Origin of the sequence: Pseudoduganella aquatica, assembly GCF_020865585.1 — a bacterium.
Taxonomy (GTDB): domain Bacteria; phylum Pseudomonadota; class Gammaproteobacteria; order Burkholderiales; family Burkholderiaceae_D; genus Rugamonas; species Rugamonas aquatica_A.
Genome location: NZ_CP086370.1, coordinates 5,706,732 through 5,721,374, shown reverse-complemented (window position 1 = coordinate 5,721,374; position 14,643 = coordinate 5,706,732). Strand labels below are relative to the sequence as shown.

Genomic DNA, 14,643 nt, shown 5'->3' with positions numbered 1-14,643 from the left:
GGGGGCAGTCTAGCGCAAAATCATCACGGCCAGGACGAGCAGGATGGCGCCCATGGTCAGATTGAAGATGCGCTGCTTGCGCGGATCTTGCAGCACGTGGCGGATCGACATGCCGAACAAGGCCCAGACGGCGTTGCACGGCGCGCCCACCAGCGTGCCTATCACCGCCACCAGCAGCGCGTCGCCGAAAGCGTTGTGCCCCGCCGGCATGAACACCGACGCCACGGTAATGGTCTTGAGCCAGCTCTTGGGGTTCAGCGCCTGGAAAGCCGCCGCCTGCGCGAAGGATACCGCCTTGGCCGCCTGCGTCCCGCCCGCCGAGGCGCCGCTGAGCTTCCAGGCCAAAAATACGAGGTAGAGCGAGCCGCCCACCCGCAGCACCTGGTGCGCCATGGGGTAGGCGACAAAGACGCTGCTCAGCCCCATGCACATGAGCATGGTCTGCACGAACATGCCGGCCTGGATACCGAGGATAATGGGCAGCGCGCCGCGCCCGCCGAAATTGGCGCCGGTGGTGGCGAGCAGGACGTTGTTCGGTCCGGGCGTGGCCGACATTACAAGGCAATAGCTCATCAAGGGGAGGAGTTCGGTCATGACTGCAATTCCTGGTGTGAAGTGGCACCAGTCTAGGAGCGCAGCGTGGTGCGGACAAGGCACAAGGAGGCAGGTACAGAGCCGTGCTGTATCAGTCGTTGGGCAGTGACAGTCCGGCGGTGCCCTGCAATCAGGGGTAGTGCTGCCGCGAGTGTACGACTGCGACAATTTCTATCGCCAGCGCACCAACGCGGTACACCACAACATAATTAGGATGAACAACGAGCTCGCGCGTGCCCGCTACGCGGCCAACGCGATAGAGGTGGGGGGGATGAGGGAGTTGGGTTACTACACGCTGAATATCGTCGTACAAATCAAGCGCGGCGTGCGGATTGCGATCGGCAATGAATTTAAGGATCGCAGCGAGGTCTGCTTGCGCTTCAGCGCGCCAAAGGATCGGAAGCATGAGTGCTCCGCTTTGCATCAATGATGCCTCGCAGCTTGGCCATTACTTCGTCGTGTGGTGATGGCGGACGCTGGTCGGCCAGCGAAGCTTCTACCTTTGCCCGGAACCAGCGATCATACGCCTCGGCTTCTTCAGCCGTGGCGAATTCGGACTCTATGGGGGACAGTATGGTGCTCATGGTAAGTCAATTATAAGGCAGCCTTACCGAATCTCGTATAGCGACGCAAAAAAGGCTTACGCGCCGAAGCGGGTAAGCCTGATTTGGTACTGCTGAATTCGTGGTAGGCCGTGCGGGATTCGAACCTGCGACCAACGGATTAAAAGTCCGCTGCTCTACCAGCTGAGCTAACGACCCGAAAGAGGCCGTATTATATACAGCTCGATGCGCGCTTGCAAAGGTTTTTGCGCGCTTTCCGCGTTTTTCTCTGTCAGGCCACCGTCAGGCCAGCGCCGACGTCACTTTCAGCACTTCTTCCGCGCTGGTGACGCCCTCGGCGATCTTGTAGGCGCCGGCGATGCGCAGCGGCTTCATGCCGTCGGCCACGCTCTGGCGGCGCAGCGCGGCGATGTCGGTTTCCTCCTGCACCTGCTGGCTGAAGGCCTCCGTCACCGTCAGCAGCTCGTAGATGCCGGTGCGGCCCCGGTAGCCGGTCTGGCGGCATTCGGGGCAGCCGACCGGGCGGTACACGCGCTCCGGCTTGGGCAGGTCCCAGGCGCCGCCTATGCCTTGCCACACGTCGTCGGCGATGTGGCCGTCCGGCGATTTGCAGTCCGCGCACAGCGTGCGCACCAGGCGCTGCGCCATGATGCCGACCAGGGTCGCTTCCAGCAGGTAGTGCGGCACGCCCAGCTCCAGCAGCCGCATCACGGCCGAGGGGGCGTCGTTGGTGTGCAGCGTGGACAGAACCAGGTGGCCGGTCAGCGCGGCCTGGATCGCCATTTCGGCGGTGGCCAGGTCGCGGATCTCGCCCACCATGATGATGTCCGGATCCTGCCGCATCAGCGCGCGCACGCCGTCGGCGAAGGTCAGGTCGATGCCGGGCTGCACCTGCATCTGGTTGAAGGCCGGCTCCACCATCTCGATCGGGTCCTCCACCGTGCAGACGTTGACCTCCGACGTGGCCAGCGCCTTGAGCGTGGTGTACAGCGTGGTGGTCTTGCCCGAGCCGGTGGGGCCGGTGACCAGGATGATGCCGTGCGGGCGCTTGGTCAGCGCGTCCCAGCGCGCCGCGTCGTCCTCGGGGAAGCCCAGTTCGGGCAGGGTCTTGACCACCACTTCGGGGTCGAAGATACGCATCACCAGCTTCTCGCCGAAGGCGGTGGGCAGGGTGGACAGGCGCAGCTCGATCTCCTGGCCGCCGGCGGTGCGGGTCTTGATGCGGCCGTCCTGTGGGCGGCGCTTTTCGATCACGTCCATGCGGCCCAGCAGCTTGATGCGCGCCGTCATGGCGATCATCACCACCGCCGGCACCTGGTACACCTGGTGCAGCACGCCGTCGATGCGGAAGCGGATGGTGGCCAGGTCGCGCTTGGGCTCCAGGTGGATGTCCGAGGCGCGCTGTTCGAAGGCGTACTGCCACAGCCAGTCCACGATGTTGATCACGTGCTGGTCGTTGGCGTCCACCTGGCGGTTGCTCTTGCCCAGCTCCACCAGCTGCTCGAAGTTGTTGCGCAGCGCCAGGTCCTGGCCGTTGGACTTGTTGGCCTTCTTGATGGACTTGGCCAGCGCGAAGAACTGCGAGGTGTATTGCGCGATGTCGAGCGGGTTGGAGATCACGCGGCGCACCACGCGGCGCGAGATCTTGGCGATCTCCGCTTCCCACTCGTGCGCGAACGGGTCGGCGGTGGCCACCACCAGCGTGTCCATGCTCATTTCCACCGGCAGGATGTTGAAGCGCGCCGCGTAGTTGGCGGACATCACGTCGGCCACCTTGGTGAAGTCGATTTTCAGCGGGTCGATGCGGTAGAAGGGCAGCTGGGCGTGGCCGGCCAGCCATTCGGTGAGCATGTCCAGCGTGAGCAGTTTGTGCGGCGCCTGCGCCGACAGCAGCTTGCAGTGCGCCACCGCGCACAGCGGATGCATGGAGCCGACCGTGTTCTTGAGGATGCCCTGGGCCTGGGCGTAGGCGGCTTTGACGTTGGCTTTTTCAACCAGGCCATCGGCCAGCAGCCAGGTGAAGATTTGTTGCAGGTCTAGTGCTTTCATCTGGCTGGCTTCTCTGGTCTATTTTTGCAGCGCTTGCTGGACGGCCTTGGCCCAGGCCTTGGCGGGCAGCTTGGTCTCGGCCACGATCTGCGCGGCGCGCTCCTTCAGCGCGTCCGGGTCGATGGCGCGGGCGCGCTTGAAGGCGATCGCCACCACATTGCCATCATGCACCTGCGGCAGGCAGATCAGTTGTTCAAAGGCAAACTTCATCGCTTTGATGTTCTTGGCGTAGCTGGGGTGGTCGCCGAACAGGTTGACCGTCATGATGCCGTCGTCGGCCAGGCAGGCGTTGCAGGCCTGGTAGAACTCGGGCGTGTCCAGCACCGGGCCGCGCGCGGTGGCGTCGTACAGGTCCACCTGCAACGCGTCGAGGGCGCCGTGGTTGGCCTTGTCGTTGACGAAATCCAGCGCGTCCATTTCCAGCACGTGCAAGCGCTCGTCGTTGGGCGGCAGCTTGAACATGGACTCGCACACGGCGATCACCGACGGGTTCAGCTCGATGGCGGTGACGTCGGCCTGCGGAAACTGTTTATAGCAGAACTTGGTCAGCGCGGCCGTGCCCAGGCCCAGCTGGGCGATGCGGCGCGGCTGGCCGTTCCACAGCATCCACGCCATCATCTGCTGCGCGTACTCCAGCTCCGGCCAGTCCGGCTTGCGGATGCGCATGGCGCCCTGCACCCACTCGGTGCCGAAGTGCAGATAGCGCACGCCGTCCTGTTCCGACAGCGTTACCGGCGCGTACTTGGGCTTGCGCGCCGCCGGCGCGGCTTTCCCGGCCTTGGAGGCCGGGCGCGAGGATTCTTCTTTTTCGATGGATTTGCGTTTGATGAGCATGAAGGGCTGCCTGAGGTGAAGAGCTATTATCCCGCGCCCGCTTACCGCAAGGCAAGTTGGAATGAAAAAAGCCGGTCGGCGACCGGCTTGTGTTGGCGAACTGTCCAGTTAGTTCTGCATCGGTTCGACCGACACGCGCAGGCGCACGCGCTGGCCCGGGTCGTGCGACATGATGCTGGTGTAGTTTCGGCCGCGGTAGTCATAAGTCACTTCGTAGCCGTTGGTGCGCGATTCCCAGTGGTCCACGGTGCGGCACTGTTTTACCGCCTGCTCGCTCACGCCGCCGGGCTGGGCGTTCTGGTTGTCCACGCGGTCGCCCACCACGGCGCCGGCAATCGCGCCGGCTGCGGCGGCGGCGGTGCGGCCGTTGCCGCTGCCGATCTGGCTGCCCAGCAGGGCGCCGGCGATGCCGCCGACGATGGAGCCGCCCGCGCTGCGCTGGGCCGGCTGCTGCACCTGCACGTATTCAGTGCGGCATTCCTGGCGCGGCATATTCACTTGCTCCACCTGCGGCTGCACCCGCACCACGCGGCCGTAATCTTCGAATTCCGTCGCTTGCGCCAGTGGCAGCGCGCACAGGCACAGGGCCGACAGGAGCAGTTTGGATGGCATGTTCATGTGATACCTCTTGTTGGTGTTGGATGGTCAGGGTATGCAATCCGCTAGCGAGGGATGGCTGCATACTATGGTAATCCCGCCGTTCCCGGGATAACAGTTCTCATGGCAACAAATTGTAACAGCGCGCCAAAAGCCGAGGAAATGTTCTATTTCTTACAAAACTTGCGTGAGATATCACTTACGTGTTGATTAGCAGGATACAAAACGTTACCCTAACAACCGTATGGGATCAGATTGACATAGAGAAACGCGACTGCCGCCGGCGCAATGACCCGCCCGTGGCCTCCATGTACCGGTAACCGATAGAGTGCCATAGCGAAAAGCAAACCGTACATTAACAGGTCGATTTGAGGGAAAAATGAGTTTGTTGATAACTGTGCCGCCCAACCTTGTCCAGTCCATTCGCGCATTTCGTGTCACCGATCTGCAAGACGAGGCAGCCCGCCTGGGGCAGCACTTTTTATACGCGCATTGCAATGCCGGCCTGACCAAGCAGCAAGTACTCGGCATCATCGCGGAATCGTTTCTCTTCCCCAAACCGTGCGGCAAGAACTTCGAAGCGCTGCGCGTGACCTTGACCGACACCATGGCCAAGGCCGGCGAGCAGACCGGCTTTCTGATCGTGCTGGAACAGTTGCCGAACACCCAGAAATTCGACCGCGAAGCGCGCGAGTGCCTGCTGGACGTGTTCCGCGACGCGGCCGACTTCTGGGCCGAGAAGAAAGTGCCGTTCCGCGTCTTCTATTCCTTCGAGTAAAGCGGCGCCCAACGCCGTTTGGAAGGCCCTGTCCGCGACGCAGGTATAATAGCGGGCTATGAAAAATATCGTCATCCTCATTTCTGGACGCGGCAGCAATATGGAAGCCGTGGTCCGCGCTGCGCAAGCCGAGCAATGGCCGGCCCGCATCGCGGCTGTCATCAGCAACCGCGCCGACGCGCTGGGCCTGGCTTTCGCCGACGAGCACGGCATTCCGACGGCCGTGGTCGCCAACAAGGACTACCCCAGCCGCGAGGCCTTCGACGCCGCGCTGCAACAGGTGATCGACGGCTACCAGCCGGACCTGGTGGTGCTGGCCGGCTTCATGCGCATCCTGACCCCGGCGTTCACCGCCCATTACGCAGGCCGCATGCTGAACATCCACCCGTCGCTGCTGCCGCTGTTCCCGGGGCTGCACACGCACGAGCAGGCGCTCGCGGCCGGCATGAAGGAACACGGCGCCACGGTGCATTTCGTGACCGCCGAACTCGATCACGGCCCGATGGTGGACCAGGCCTCCGTGCCCGTGCTGCCGGGCGACACGCCGGCCACGCTGTCAGCGCGCGTGCTGGTGCAGGAACATACGCTGTATCCGCGCGCCATCCGCTGGTTTGTTGAAGACCGGCTGACGATAGCGGACGGCAAGGTCATCGTTGACCACAACAAGTAATTAACCAAGGAATTCCATGAGATTGCCACCAGCGATACTCGCCAGCACCGAAGAAGTGCTGCGCGAGATTTTGCGCTTTACCGCACCCGCCGACAGCACCCTGTCGCGCTACTTCAAAGACCATCCACGCCTGGGCGGCCGCGAACGCGGCGCCATCGCCGAGGGCGTGTATTGCGTGCTGCGCAACCGCGCCTTCTTCACCGACCAGTCGGAAGCGGGCAGCGGCGCCACCATGCGCCGTTTGACCTTGCTGGGCCTGGCCGACGCCGTGGGCGCCGACGCGCTGGGCGGCGTCACGCCCGAAGAGCTGGAGTGGATCGAGCGCGTGATGCAGATCGACCGCAAGCTGATGCACAAATCGATGCGCTCGAACATGCCCAAGTGGCTGTTCGAGAAGCTGGTGGCGCAGTTTGGCGAGGAAGACGCGCTGGCGCTGGCCGACGCGCTCAACACGCCGGCGCCGCTGGACCTGCGCGTGAACAGCATGAAAACCGGCCGCGATGAAGTGATCGCCGAACTGGCGCAAGCGCCTATCGTGGCCGAGCCGACGCCTTACGCGCCGCTGGGCCTGCGCGTGCTGCGCAAGCCGCAGCTGCAGAACCTGCCTCTGTTCAAGAGCGGCGCCATCGAAGTGCAGGACGAGGGCAGCCAGGTGCTGGCCCAGATCCTGGGCGCCAAGCGCGGCGAGATGGTGGTGGACTTCTGCGCCGGCGCGGGCGGCAAGACGCTGGCGCTGGGCGCGCTGATGCGCAACACCGGCCGCCTGTACGCCTTCGACGTGTCGGAGAAGCGTCTGGCCAAGCTCAAGCCCCGCCTGGCGCGCTCGGGCCTGTCGAACGTGCATCCGGTGCAGATCGCGCACGAGCGCGACGCCAAGATCAAGCGCCTGGCCGGCAAGATCGACCGCGTGCTGGTGGACGCGCCATGCTCGGGCATGGGCACGCTGCGCCGCAATCCGGACGTGAAGTGGCGCCAGGCTGAAGGCGCCATCGCCGAGATGCACGACAAGCAGGTTGCCATCCTGGCCGGCGCCGCGCGCCTGGTCAAAGGCGGCGGCCGGCTGGTGTACGCCACCTGCTCCTTCCTGAACGAGGAAAACGACGACGTGGCGGCCGACTTCCTGGCCAACCACCCGGACTTCGAGCTGGTGCCGATGAGCAAAGTGCTGGCCGAGCAGAAGATCGCGCTGGAAATGGGCGACTACCTGAAGCTGCTGCCGCACAAGCACCAGACCGACGGCTTCTTCGCCGCCGTGTTCGAGCGCAAGCCGATGCCGAAAAAGGCCAAGCCGGCGCCTGACGCCGACGAGAACGGCGACGCGGACAGCGCAGACTAAGTAAGATGGGGCCGGCCGCTGAGCTGGCCCTTTTTCCCTCCATCCAGTGAGAACGATGAAGCAAGAACCCCTGAAGAACCTGATTTCCGATTTGATCGCCGACCTGCGCGACCCCGGCCTGATGTGGCAGGTGGGCGCCCTGATGCTGGCCATCGTGCTGGGCTATATGCTGTCCGGCCTGCTGCGCAAGCGCGTGGCGGCGCGCGAGCCCGCCACCGGCATGGCGCGCTTCGGCATGGAGAGTTTCAGCCGCGTGATCGGCCCGCTCGCCATCGCCTGCCTGATCTTTGTTGCCCAGCTGGTCTTGGCGCGCTACCAGAAAGTGCATCTGCTGAAAGTGGCGCTGCCCATCTTCGGCTCGCTGGCGGCGATCCGCTTCGTGTTCTTCCTGCTGCGCCGGGTATTCGCGCGCCGCGGCGGCGAAATCGGCGCCACCATGCTGACGTTCGAGAAGATCTTCCAGCTGCTGGTGTGGGCCGGCGTGGCCATGTACATCACCGGGCTGTGGGACGACGTGTTCTTCTACCTCGACCACACCATGCTGCCGCTGGGCAAGCACAAGGTGACCATCGCCGACATCCTGCAGGCGGCGATTTCCGTGGTGGTGCTGCTGATGCTGGCGCTGTGGGCCGGCGCGGCGCTGGAAGAGCGCCTGATGGGCTTGCAGACCGTGCATTCCAACCTGCGCGTGGTGCTGGCGCGCACCGGCCGCGCCATCCTGATCGTGGTGGCGGTGCTGGGCAGTTTGTCCATGGTGGGCATAGACCTGACTGTGCTGTCCGTGTTCGGCGGCGCGCTGGGCGTGGGCCTTGGTTTGGGCTTGCAGAAGATCGCCAGCAACTACGTTTCCGGCTTCGTGATCCTGCTGGACCGCAGCCTGACCATAGGCGACATGATTACGGTGGACAAGTACAGCGGCCGCGTTACGCAGATCAACACCCGCTACACGGTGCTGCAAGGCCTGGACGGCGTGGAGTCCATCGTGCCGAACGAAATGCTGGTGTCGGGCGCGGTGCAGAACTCCTCGCTGTCGAACAAGAACCTGTGGCTGAGCACCAAGGTGTCGGTGGCTTACGACACCGACGTGGACTTCGTGCTGGGCTTGCTGGAGCAGGCTGCGCTGACGGTGGCGCGGGTGGACAAGGACAAAGCGCCTTCGGCCACGCTGGTCAGCTTCGGCGCCGACGGACTGGACCTGCAGGTGGGCTGGTGGATAGCGGATCCGGAAAACGGACGCGGCGGGGTCACGTCGGACGTCAACCGGGCTATCTGGAAAGCTTTGCAGGAGCACAAAATATCCGTGCCTTTCCCGCAGCGGGAGATGCGCATTATCGGTCCGCTCATGTTGCCGGAAGACTCAGAAGCGCTTAAAAAATAATCAGTGACGGGAGGCAAGCCACTCAAAGCAGGGTTGTTTCAGCGTACAATTACGCCCAACAATAGAAATTCCGGCGGGCAGTTTTTGGCTGCGCCGGCGCATGGGACACCCTCTTTGGAGTAGTAATGACCTTTAGTTTACAAACTGTACTCGATTTCCTGAGCAACGGCATCACCGGCGCGTCGGGCTGGCAAGTGTTTGCCTACACGATGATCGTCACCCACATCACCATCGCCAGCGTCACCATCTATCTGCACCGCCACCAGGCGCACCGCGCGCTGGAGCTGCACAGCATCCCCAGCCATTTCTTCCGCTTCTGGCTGTGGCTGACCACCGGTCAGGTCACCAAGGAGTGGGCCGCCATCCACCGCAAGCACCACGCCAAATGCGACACCGAGGAAGATCCGCACAGCCCGGTCACCCGCGGCATCAAGAAAGTATTCTGGGAAGGCGCCGAGCTGTACCGCGCTGAATCCAAGAACATGGAGACCATGGAGAAATACGGCCATGGGACGCCGGACGACTGGATGGAAAAGAACGTCTACACCAAATACAGCTGGATGGGTGTGGTGCTGATGGCCGTCATTAACCTGGCGCTGTTCGGTGTTATCGGTGCGACCGTATGGGCCGTGCAAATGATGTGGATTCCAGTGACCGCCGCCGGCATTATCAACGGCATTGGCCACTACTGGGGCTACCGCAATTACGACTGCGCCGATGCAGCGACCAATATTATTCCATTCGGTATTATTATCGGCGGCGAAGAGCTGCATAATAACCACCACACCTTTGCCACCTCGGCCAAGCTGTCGTCGAAATGGTATGAAGTGGATATCGGCTGGTTCTATATCCGCACGCTGGAAACCATGGGCCTGGCCAAAGTTAAGAAAGTGGCGCCTGAACCGAAATTCCAGCATGGCAAATTGGAAGCCGACCTGGAAACGCTGCAATCGGTTATCGCCAATCGCTACGACGTGATGGCCAAATACGCCAAGTCGATGAAAAGCGCCTGGAAAGAAGAGCTGGAGCATTTGAAAGATAAAGCGCAGCTGGAAGCGCGTTTCCTGAAATCGTCGCGCAAGTTCCTGACCCGGGAACCGGCCAAACTGGAAGCGCCGCAAAAGCAGCAGCTGGTGGAATTGTTCGAGCACAGCAAGGCGCTGGAAACCATGCACAATATGCGCGTGGAATTGGGCGTAATCTGGGAGCGTTCGCATTTCACCCGCGACCAATTGCTGCACAAGCTGCAAGACTGGTGCACCCGCGCGGAAGCGTCCGGTATTAAATCCCTGCAGGACTTCTCCCTGCGCCTGCGCAGCTACGCATAAGCTGCTTCAGCGCTCCAAACCAAACGGCCCGTTCGGGCCGTTTTTTATTTCCCATCGTATTACTGGCACCGCCGTAGGGCGGGTTAGCGGGCCGTGCCCGCGTAACCCGCCAACTCATGCGCCTCGACGGCACTGGCGGGTTACGCGCACGCGCTAACCCGCCCTACGCAATTCGGCGATATCACGTTCAATTCATGCCAGTTCCTGGCTTGTTCGTGCTTAAAACGGGCTTAAGCTGCTTGCCTGGCGCCGGGGATCTGCTAGTATGGGCTGGTTGCTTTTTATGAAACTGGAGCGGAGTCGATGAGGAATCAATTTGTGAGCAAGCTGGTATTGGTAGCGGCCGGTATTGCGGTGCTGCTGGTGCTGACGCCATTTGCCATAGTCCCTGCCGGGCACCGGGGCGTATTAACGACCTTTGGAAAACCATCTCCCGAAGTATTTGATGAAGGCCTGCATTTCCGCTGGCCTATTGCGCAGAGCATGCATTTGGTCGGCGTGGCCATTGAAAAAGGCGAAGGCGAGGGCGATGCCGCTTCCAAGGATTTACAGACCGTTAAAACCAAGGTGGTCATCAATTACCACGTCCGCCCGGATGCCGTGGTGGCGGTGTATCGCGACCTGGGCAATCAGCCCGGCGAACGTATTATTGTTCCTGCCGTGCATGAAGCGGTAAAAGCCGTCACCGCCCGATATACGGCGGAAGAATTAATCTCCAAGCGCGCGATAGTCCGCAATGATATTGTCGATGCCTTGCGTGAAAGAATGGCGCGGCATGGGCTGGTGATCGATGAATTCTCCATCGTCAGTTTTAATTTCAGTAAAACCTTCGATGAAGCCATTGAAGCCAAAACCACAGCCGAGCAATTGAAAATGAAAGCGGAGCGGGATTTGCAGCGGATAGAAGTGGAAGCGCAGCAGAAAATAGCGCGCGCCAAAGCGGAGGCGGAATCGCTTTCGCTGCAACGCCAGCAAGTGACGCCGGAGTTATTGCGCCTGCGTGAAACGGAGAATCAAGCCAAGGCGATTGAGAAATGGGACGGGAAATTGCCTGCCACGATGGCCGGCGGTGCAGTGCCGTTTATCAGCCTGCCAGCCAAGCAATAAAAAAAAGCCGCTCAGTGAGCGGCTTTTTTCATTGAAACAAGGATCGATTACTTGATCTTGGTTTCTTTGTACAGAACGTGCTTGCGTGCCTTAGGATCAAACTTCATGATCTCCATTTTGGTAGGCATGGTGCGCTTGTTCTTGTCGGTGGTGTAGAAGTGACCGGTACCTGCGGTCGATTCCAGCTTGATTTTGTCGCGGCCAGTTTTTGCCATGATAGTTGCTCCCTATTAGACTTTTTCGCCGCGGGCACGCATGTCGGCCAGGACGGCGTCGATGCCGACCTTGTCGATTACGCGCAGACCGGCGTTGGACAGACGCAGGGAGACCCAGCGATTTTCAGATTCAACAAAAATACGACGGTTCTGCAGGTTAGGCAGGAAACGACGTTTAGTTTTGTTGTTTGCATGGGAAACATTGTTGCCGACCATCGGCTTCTTCCCAGTGACTTGGCAAACACGTGCCATGGCGCACTCCTTGAATAGATTCCACAATTGGAAAAAACAAGAGTATATAGAAAAAACTGAGCTTTTTCAACGACTTGCGAAAAACAATTGTGTCACGATCTAGCTGTGAAATTTAACAATTGTAAAATCCGCCTCCAAACCCTTGTTTTTCATAGGTAAACTGGGCTATGGGCCTGTCGTTTTCACAGCTGTCCGTGCTCGGCGAAGGAGTGCACCTGATGGCCTGCGACGACGAAATGGTCGAGGATGCGCACGTCCACCAGCGCCAAAGCCTGCATCAGCGCCCGCGTCAGCAGCATGTCGGACTCGCTGGGCTCGGGCGTGCCGGACGGGTGGTTATGGGCCAGCATCACGCTGGCGGCGTTGCGCGCCAGCGCCTCGCGCACCACCTCGCGCGGATACACGCTGGTATGCGATAGTGTGCCGCGAAACAGTTCGCGCGAGTCGATCAGGCGGTTCTTCACGTCCAGGAACAGGACGTGGAAGGATTCGTAGGGCTGGGCGCCCAGTGTCAGGCGCAGGTATTGTTTGACGGAGGCGGGGGAACTGAGCGTCTGTCCGGCTTGCAGCTGTTCGCCGACGGCGCGGCGCGCCAGCTCCATTACGGCCTGCAACTGGGCGAATTTGGCCGCGCCCAGGCCGGGGATGCTGGAAAACTCGCGCAGCGTGGCGGCGAACAGCGCTTGCAGGGAACCGAAGTGGCCCACCATGTCGCGCGCCAGCTCCACCGCATTTTTGCCGCGCACGCCCACGCGGAGGAAGACGGCCAGCAGTTCGGCATCAGACAGGGCGTTGGCGCCCTCGCGTATCAGGCGCTCGCGCGGGCGCTGGTGTTCCGGCCAATCGGCAATTCCCATGCTGGACCTCGCAATGCCGGGAAGGCCCGGCCAAGGTTCCATTGTTGTCGGATTGTTAGCGGCGGCGTTTGTGCCTGCGCAAGCAGGCGTGAAGTTTTTACCGCGCCAGGGCGGGCGGAGTTGTCATCGCGCCAGCGCGAAGGCGCCTGCGGCCACCAGCGCCATGCCCAGCATGCGGGTCGGCGTCATGGCTTCGCCGAGCACGGCATAGCCTATCAGCAGCACGGTGGCCATGGTGATGGCGGTCATCAGTGGGTAGGCCAGCGTCATCGGCAGCTTTTGCAGCGTGATGGTGTAGCAGACGAAGCCCAGGCCGTACACGGCGCAGGCGGAGCCCAGGTAGGCCAGCCGCGTGATGCTCCAGCCGTCTCCGGCCTGGTGCGACAGTTTGATGAGGAAAGTGGCGCCGGCGCTGGCCAGGGAGGCCAGTGCGCACCAGAAATAGCCGTTGAGAAGTGTGTTCATAATGTCAATGGTATCACGCGGCCAGGCGCGGTTCCGCCTCCCCGCCGCCGGCGCCGCGTCCCAGCCAGGGCGCCAGGGCGGCGACGGCGAAGGGAATCAGCATGGGGTAGAGGCCCCACACGGCGCGCCCGTCTACCCGCACCGACAGCGCGGCGTACAGCGGCGGCAGCGCCAGCACCAGCAGCAGGCGCTTGAAGGGCTGCAACTGGGGCGCGGCGCGGCGCATGCCCAGCAGGGCCAGCGGCAGCGCCAGGCCGGCCGCCAGCGCGATGGAGGCCAGCGAGCGCGTATCGCCCAGCGCCGCCAGCAACTGTGCCATGCTGGGCTTCCAGACATAGCTGGGCAGGCCGCCTATGATCCACCAGCGCACCGCCAGTATCCATGCGGCAGCGGCGGCCAGGGCCGCGAGGCCGGCGCGCCAGCCTATCTGGCGCGCTGCAAGCAGCCAGAACAGCAGAACGATGTTTTCCTCGCGCACGCCGGTGCCCACCACGCCGGCCAGCGCCGCCAGCCAGGGCTGGCCGGACACCAGGGCCAGCACGAAGGCCGCGCGGGCGCACACGGAGCCGGGGTCGACCAATAGATAGGGCGCGTACCAGAAGGTGGGAACCGACAGGATCAGCAGCAGTCCGGCGGCAAGGGCGCCGCGATGGCCGTAGCCCAGGCGCCAGGCGCTGAGTGCCGTCATGCAGGCGGCGGCCGACACCAGTAGCCAGTTCAGCAGCGCAAAGCTGCTGCGCACGTCGCCCGGGATGGCGGCGGCGGCGGCCGGCACCAGCAAGCGGTAAGGGAAGGGGGCCACCAGCGCGCTGGCGGGGACTTCGCCGCGCAGGTAGCGCGCGGTATTAAAGTAGTGCAGCGAGTCCTCCACGGTGCCGCCCCAGCGCCACCACATGACGGCAAGGGCCAGCGCGGCAAAGCCGGCGGCGGAGGCCAGCAGCGGCCGCCACGGGCTGCGGACGGCGGTTTGGGAATAGTCGTGGGGGACGGGGAAGAGGAAGTTCAGTAAATTCATCATGGCGCGCGCATTTTATTCGATTGCGGCATGCAATGGCGGATTTGCTAACATTCGGAAACACTTGCGGCTGGCAGGCCGGGCGCGCGGCGCACTGGGCCGCCGAGTGGCTTACAATAGCGTTTTCAAGTTTTTTGCCCATCATGTCCAACGCACAACCTCCTGTCGTCACCGCATCGGCCTACCTCACGCTGCATTACCGCCTCGCCACCGTCGACGGCGCCGATATCGTCACCACCTTCAACGGCACTCCCGCCACGCTGATGCTGGGCCAGGGCCAGCTGGCGCCGGTGCTGGAAGAACTGCTGCTGGGCCTGCCGGAAGGCACGCACAAGACCTTCGACCTGGAACCGGGCGTCGGCTTCGGCCCGCGCAACCCGGATTTGGTGCGTCCCGTGTCGCGCGCCACGCTGGACGCGAACTCGGTGCCGGGCGCCGACTATAAAGTGGGCGACCTGGTGGACTTCGCCGCGCCGGGCGGCGGCCGTTTTGCCGGCGTGCTGCGCGAACTGGGCGAAACCGAAGCGCTGTTCGATTTCAACCATCCGCTGGCGGGCCAGCCGGTGCGTTTTGAAGTGAACCTGATTTCCGTGCTGTAAAAAAGG

At 62.5% G+C, this 14,643-nt stretch carries 18 protein-coding genes and 1 tRNA gene; 7 read left to right on the top strand and 12 right to left on the bottom strand.

The features are described 5' to 3' along the window. Positions 1 to 9: 9 nt before the first annotated feature. The 7 genes from KT882_RS25565 to KT882_RS25535 all read right to left on the bottom strand — a co-directional run bounded on the left by KT882_RS25565 (position 10) and on the right by KT882_RS25535 (position 4,658). The gene (locus KT882_RS25565) at positions 10 to 594 is read right to left on the bottom strand and encodes a LysE family translocator (RefSeq protein WP_228893610.1); all 585 of its coding nucleotides are present in this window, start codon (positions 592 to 594) and stop codon (positions 10 to 12) included. Between the two features lie 130 nt (positions 595 to 724). After that, positions 725 to 1,000, bottom strand: coding sequence for a type II toxin-antitoxin system RelE/ParE family toxin (locus KT882_RS25560; RefSeq protein WP_161073709.1), 276 nt, complete (start codon positions 998 to 1,000; stop codon positions 725 to 727). Then, positions 975 to 1,178 (bottom strand): type II toxin-antitoxin system RelB family antitoxin, encoded by a 204-nt coding sequence (relB, locus tag KT882_RS25555; protein ID WP_161073710.1) that lies wholly within the window; start codon positions 1,176 to 1,178, stop codon positions 975 to 977. The genes KT882_RS25560 and relB overlap by 26 nt, the downstream gene beginning before the upstream one ends. Positions 1,179 to 1,279: 101 nt before the next feature. Continuing rightward, positions 1,280 to 1,355: transfer RNA gene (locus KT882_RS25550), tRNA-Lys, on the bottom strand. A gap of 84 nt (positions 1,356 to 1,439) precedes the next feature. Further along, on the bottom strand, positions 1,440 to 3,206 hold the full coding sequence (locus KT882_RS25545) for a GspE/PulE family protein (protein ID WP_228893609.1): 1,767 nt from the start codon (positions 3,204 to 3,206) through the stop codon (positions 1,440 to 1,442). 18 nt (positions 3,207 to 3,224) lie between these two features. Further along, positions 3,225 to 4,040, bottom strand: coding sequence for a spermine/spermidine synthase domain-containing protein (locus tag KT882_RS25540; RefSeq protein ID WP_228893608.1), 816 nt, complete (start codon positions 4,038 to 4,040; stop codon positions 3,225 to 3,227). Between the two features lie 108 nt (positions 4,041 to 4,148). After that, positions 4,149 to 4,658: a glycine zipper 2TM domain-containing protein gene (locus tag KT882_RS25535; protein WP_161073713.1), complete on the bottom strand. Its 510-nt coding sequence runs from the start codon at positions 4,656 to 4,658 to the stop codon at positions 4,149 to 4,151. Positions 4,659 to 5,016: 358 nt separating this feature from the next. Here KT882_RS25535 and KT882_RS25530 point away from each other — a divergent pair, with 358 nt between their 5' ends. From KT882_RS25530 to KT882_RS25505, 6 genes are all read left to right on the top strand, one after another. Then, positions 5,017 to 5,415 carry a barstar family protein gene (locus KT882_RS25530; protein ID WP_057157449.1) on the top strand — a complete coding sequence of 133 codons (399 nt, stop codon included), beginning with the start codon at positions 5,017 to 5,019 and terminating at the stop codon, positions 5,413 to 5,415. A 58-nt stretch (positions 5,416 to 5,473) separates the two neighbouring features. Further along, a complete protein-coding gene (gene purN / locus KT882_RS25525; protein WP_161073714.1) occupies positions 5,474 to 6,085 on the top strand; it encodes a phosphoribosylglycinamide formyltransferase in 612 nt (203 codons plus the stop codon). A 16-nt stretch (positions 6,086 to 6,101) separates the two neighbouring features. Beyond that, positions 6,102 to 7,421, top strand: coding sequence for an RsmB/NOP family class I SAM-dependent RNA methyltransferase (locus KT882_RS25520; protein WP_161073715.1), 1,320 nt, complete (start codon positions 6,102 to 6,104; stop codon positions 7,419 to 7,421). Positions 7,422 to 7,476: 55 nt separating this feature from the next. Beyond that, a complete protein-coding gene (locus KT882_RS25515; protein WP_161073716.1) occupies positions 7,477 to 8,799 on the top strand; it encodes a mechanosensitive ion channel family protein in 1,323 nt (440 codons plus the stop codon). Between the two features lie 125 nt (positions 8,800 to 8,924). Further along, entirely contained in the window at positions 8,925 to 10,127 is a 1,203-nt protein-coding gene (locus tag KT882_RS25510; protein WP_228893607.1) for a DesA family fatty acid desaturase, read from the top strand. A 318-nt stretch (positions 10,128 to 10,445) separates the two neighbouring features. Then, positions 10,446 to 11,234, top strand: coding sequence for a prohibitin family protein (locus tag KT882_RS25505; RefSeq protein ID WP_228893606.1), 789 nt, complete (start codon positions 10,446 to 10,448; stop codon positions 11,232 to 11,234). A 47-nt stretch (positions 11,235 to 11,281) separates the two neighbouring features. On the opposite strand, the gene rpmG is transcribed toward KT882_RS25505, so the two are convergent. From rpmG to KT882_RS25480, 5 genes are all read right to left on the bottom strand, one after another. After that, positions 11,282 to 11,449: a 50S ribosomal protein L33 gene (gene rpmG / locus KT882_RS25500; RefSeq protein WP_056393804.1), complete on the bottom strand. Its 168-nt coding sequence runs from the start codon at positions 11,447 to 11,449 to the stop codon at positions 11,282 to 11,284. Positions 11,450 to 11,464: 15 nt separating this feature from the next. Continuing rightward, a complete protein-coding gene (gene rpmB, locus KT882_RS25495; protein ID WP_008451488.1) occupies positions 11,465 to 11,701 on the bottom strand; it encodes a 50S ribosomal protein L28 in 237 nt (78 codons plus the stop codon). A 182-nt stretch (positions 11,702 to 11,883) separates the two neighbouring features. After that, positions 11,884 to 12,558, bottom strand: a complete 675-nt coding sequence (gene radC, locus KT882_RS25490; RefSeq protein ID WP_161073719.1) for a RadC family protein — start codon at positions 12,556 to 12,558, stop codon at positions 11,884 to 11,886. A gap of 123 nt (positions 12,559 to 12,681) precedes the next feature. Then, on the bottom strand, positions 12,682 to 13,023 hold the full coding sequence (locus tag KT882_RS25485; RefSeq protein WP_161073720.1) for a DMT family transporter: 342 nt from the start codon (positions 13,021 to 13,023) through the stop codon (positions 12,682 to 12,684). A gap of 13 nt (positions 13,024 to 13,036) precedes the next feature. Next, positions 13,037 to 14,041: a hypothetical protein gene (locus KT882_RS25480; protein WP_228893605.1), complete on the bottom strand. Its 1,005-nt coding sequence runs from the start codon at positions 14,039 to 14,041 to the stop codon at positions 13,037 to 13,039. Between the two features lie 140 nt (positions 14,042 to 14,181). Between KT882_RS25480 and KT882_RS25475 the strand changes: the two genes are divergently transcribed. After that, positions 14,182 to 14,637, top strand: coding sequence for an FKBP-type peptidyl-prolyl cis-trans isomerase (locus KT882_RS25475; protein WP_161073722.1), 456 nt, complete (start codon positions 14,182 to 14,184; stop codon positions 14,635 to 14,637). Positions 14,638 to 14,643: the final 6 nt, after the last annotated feature.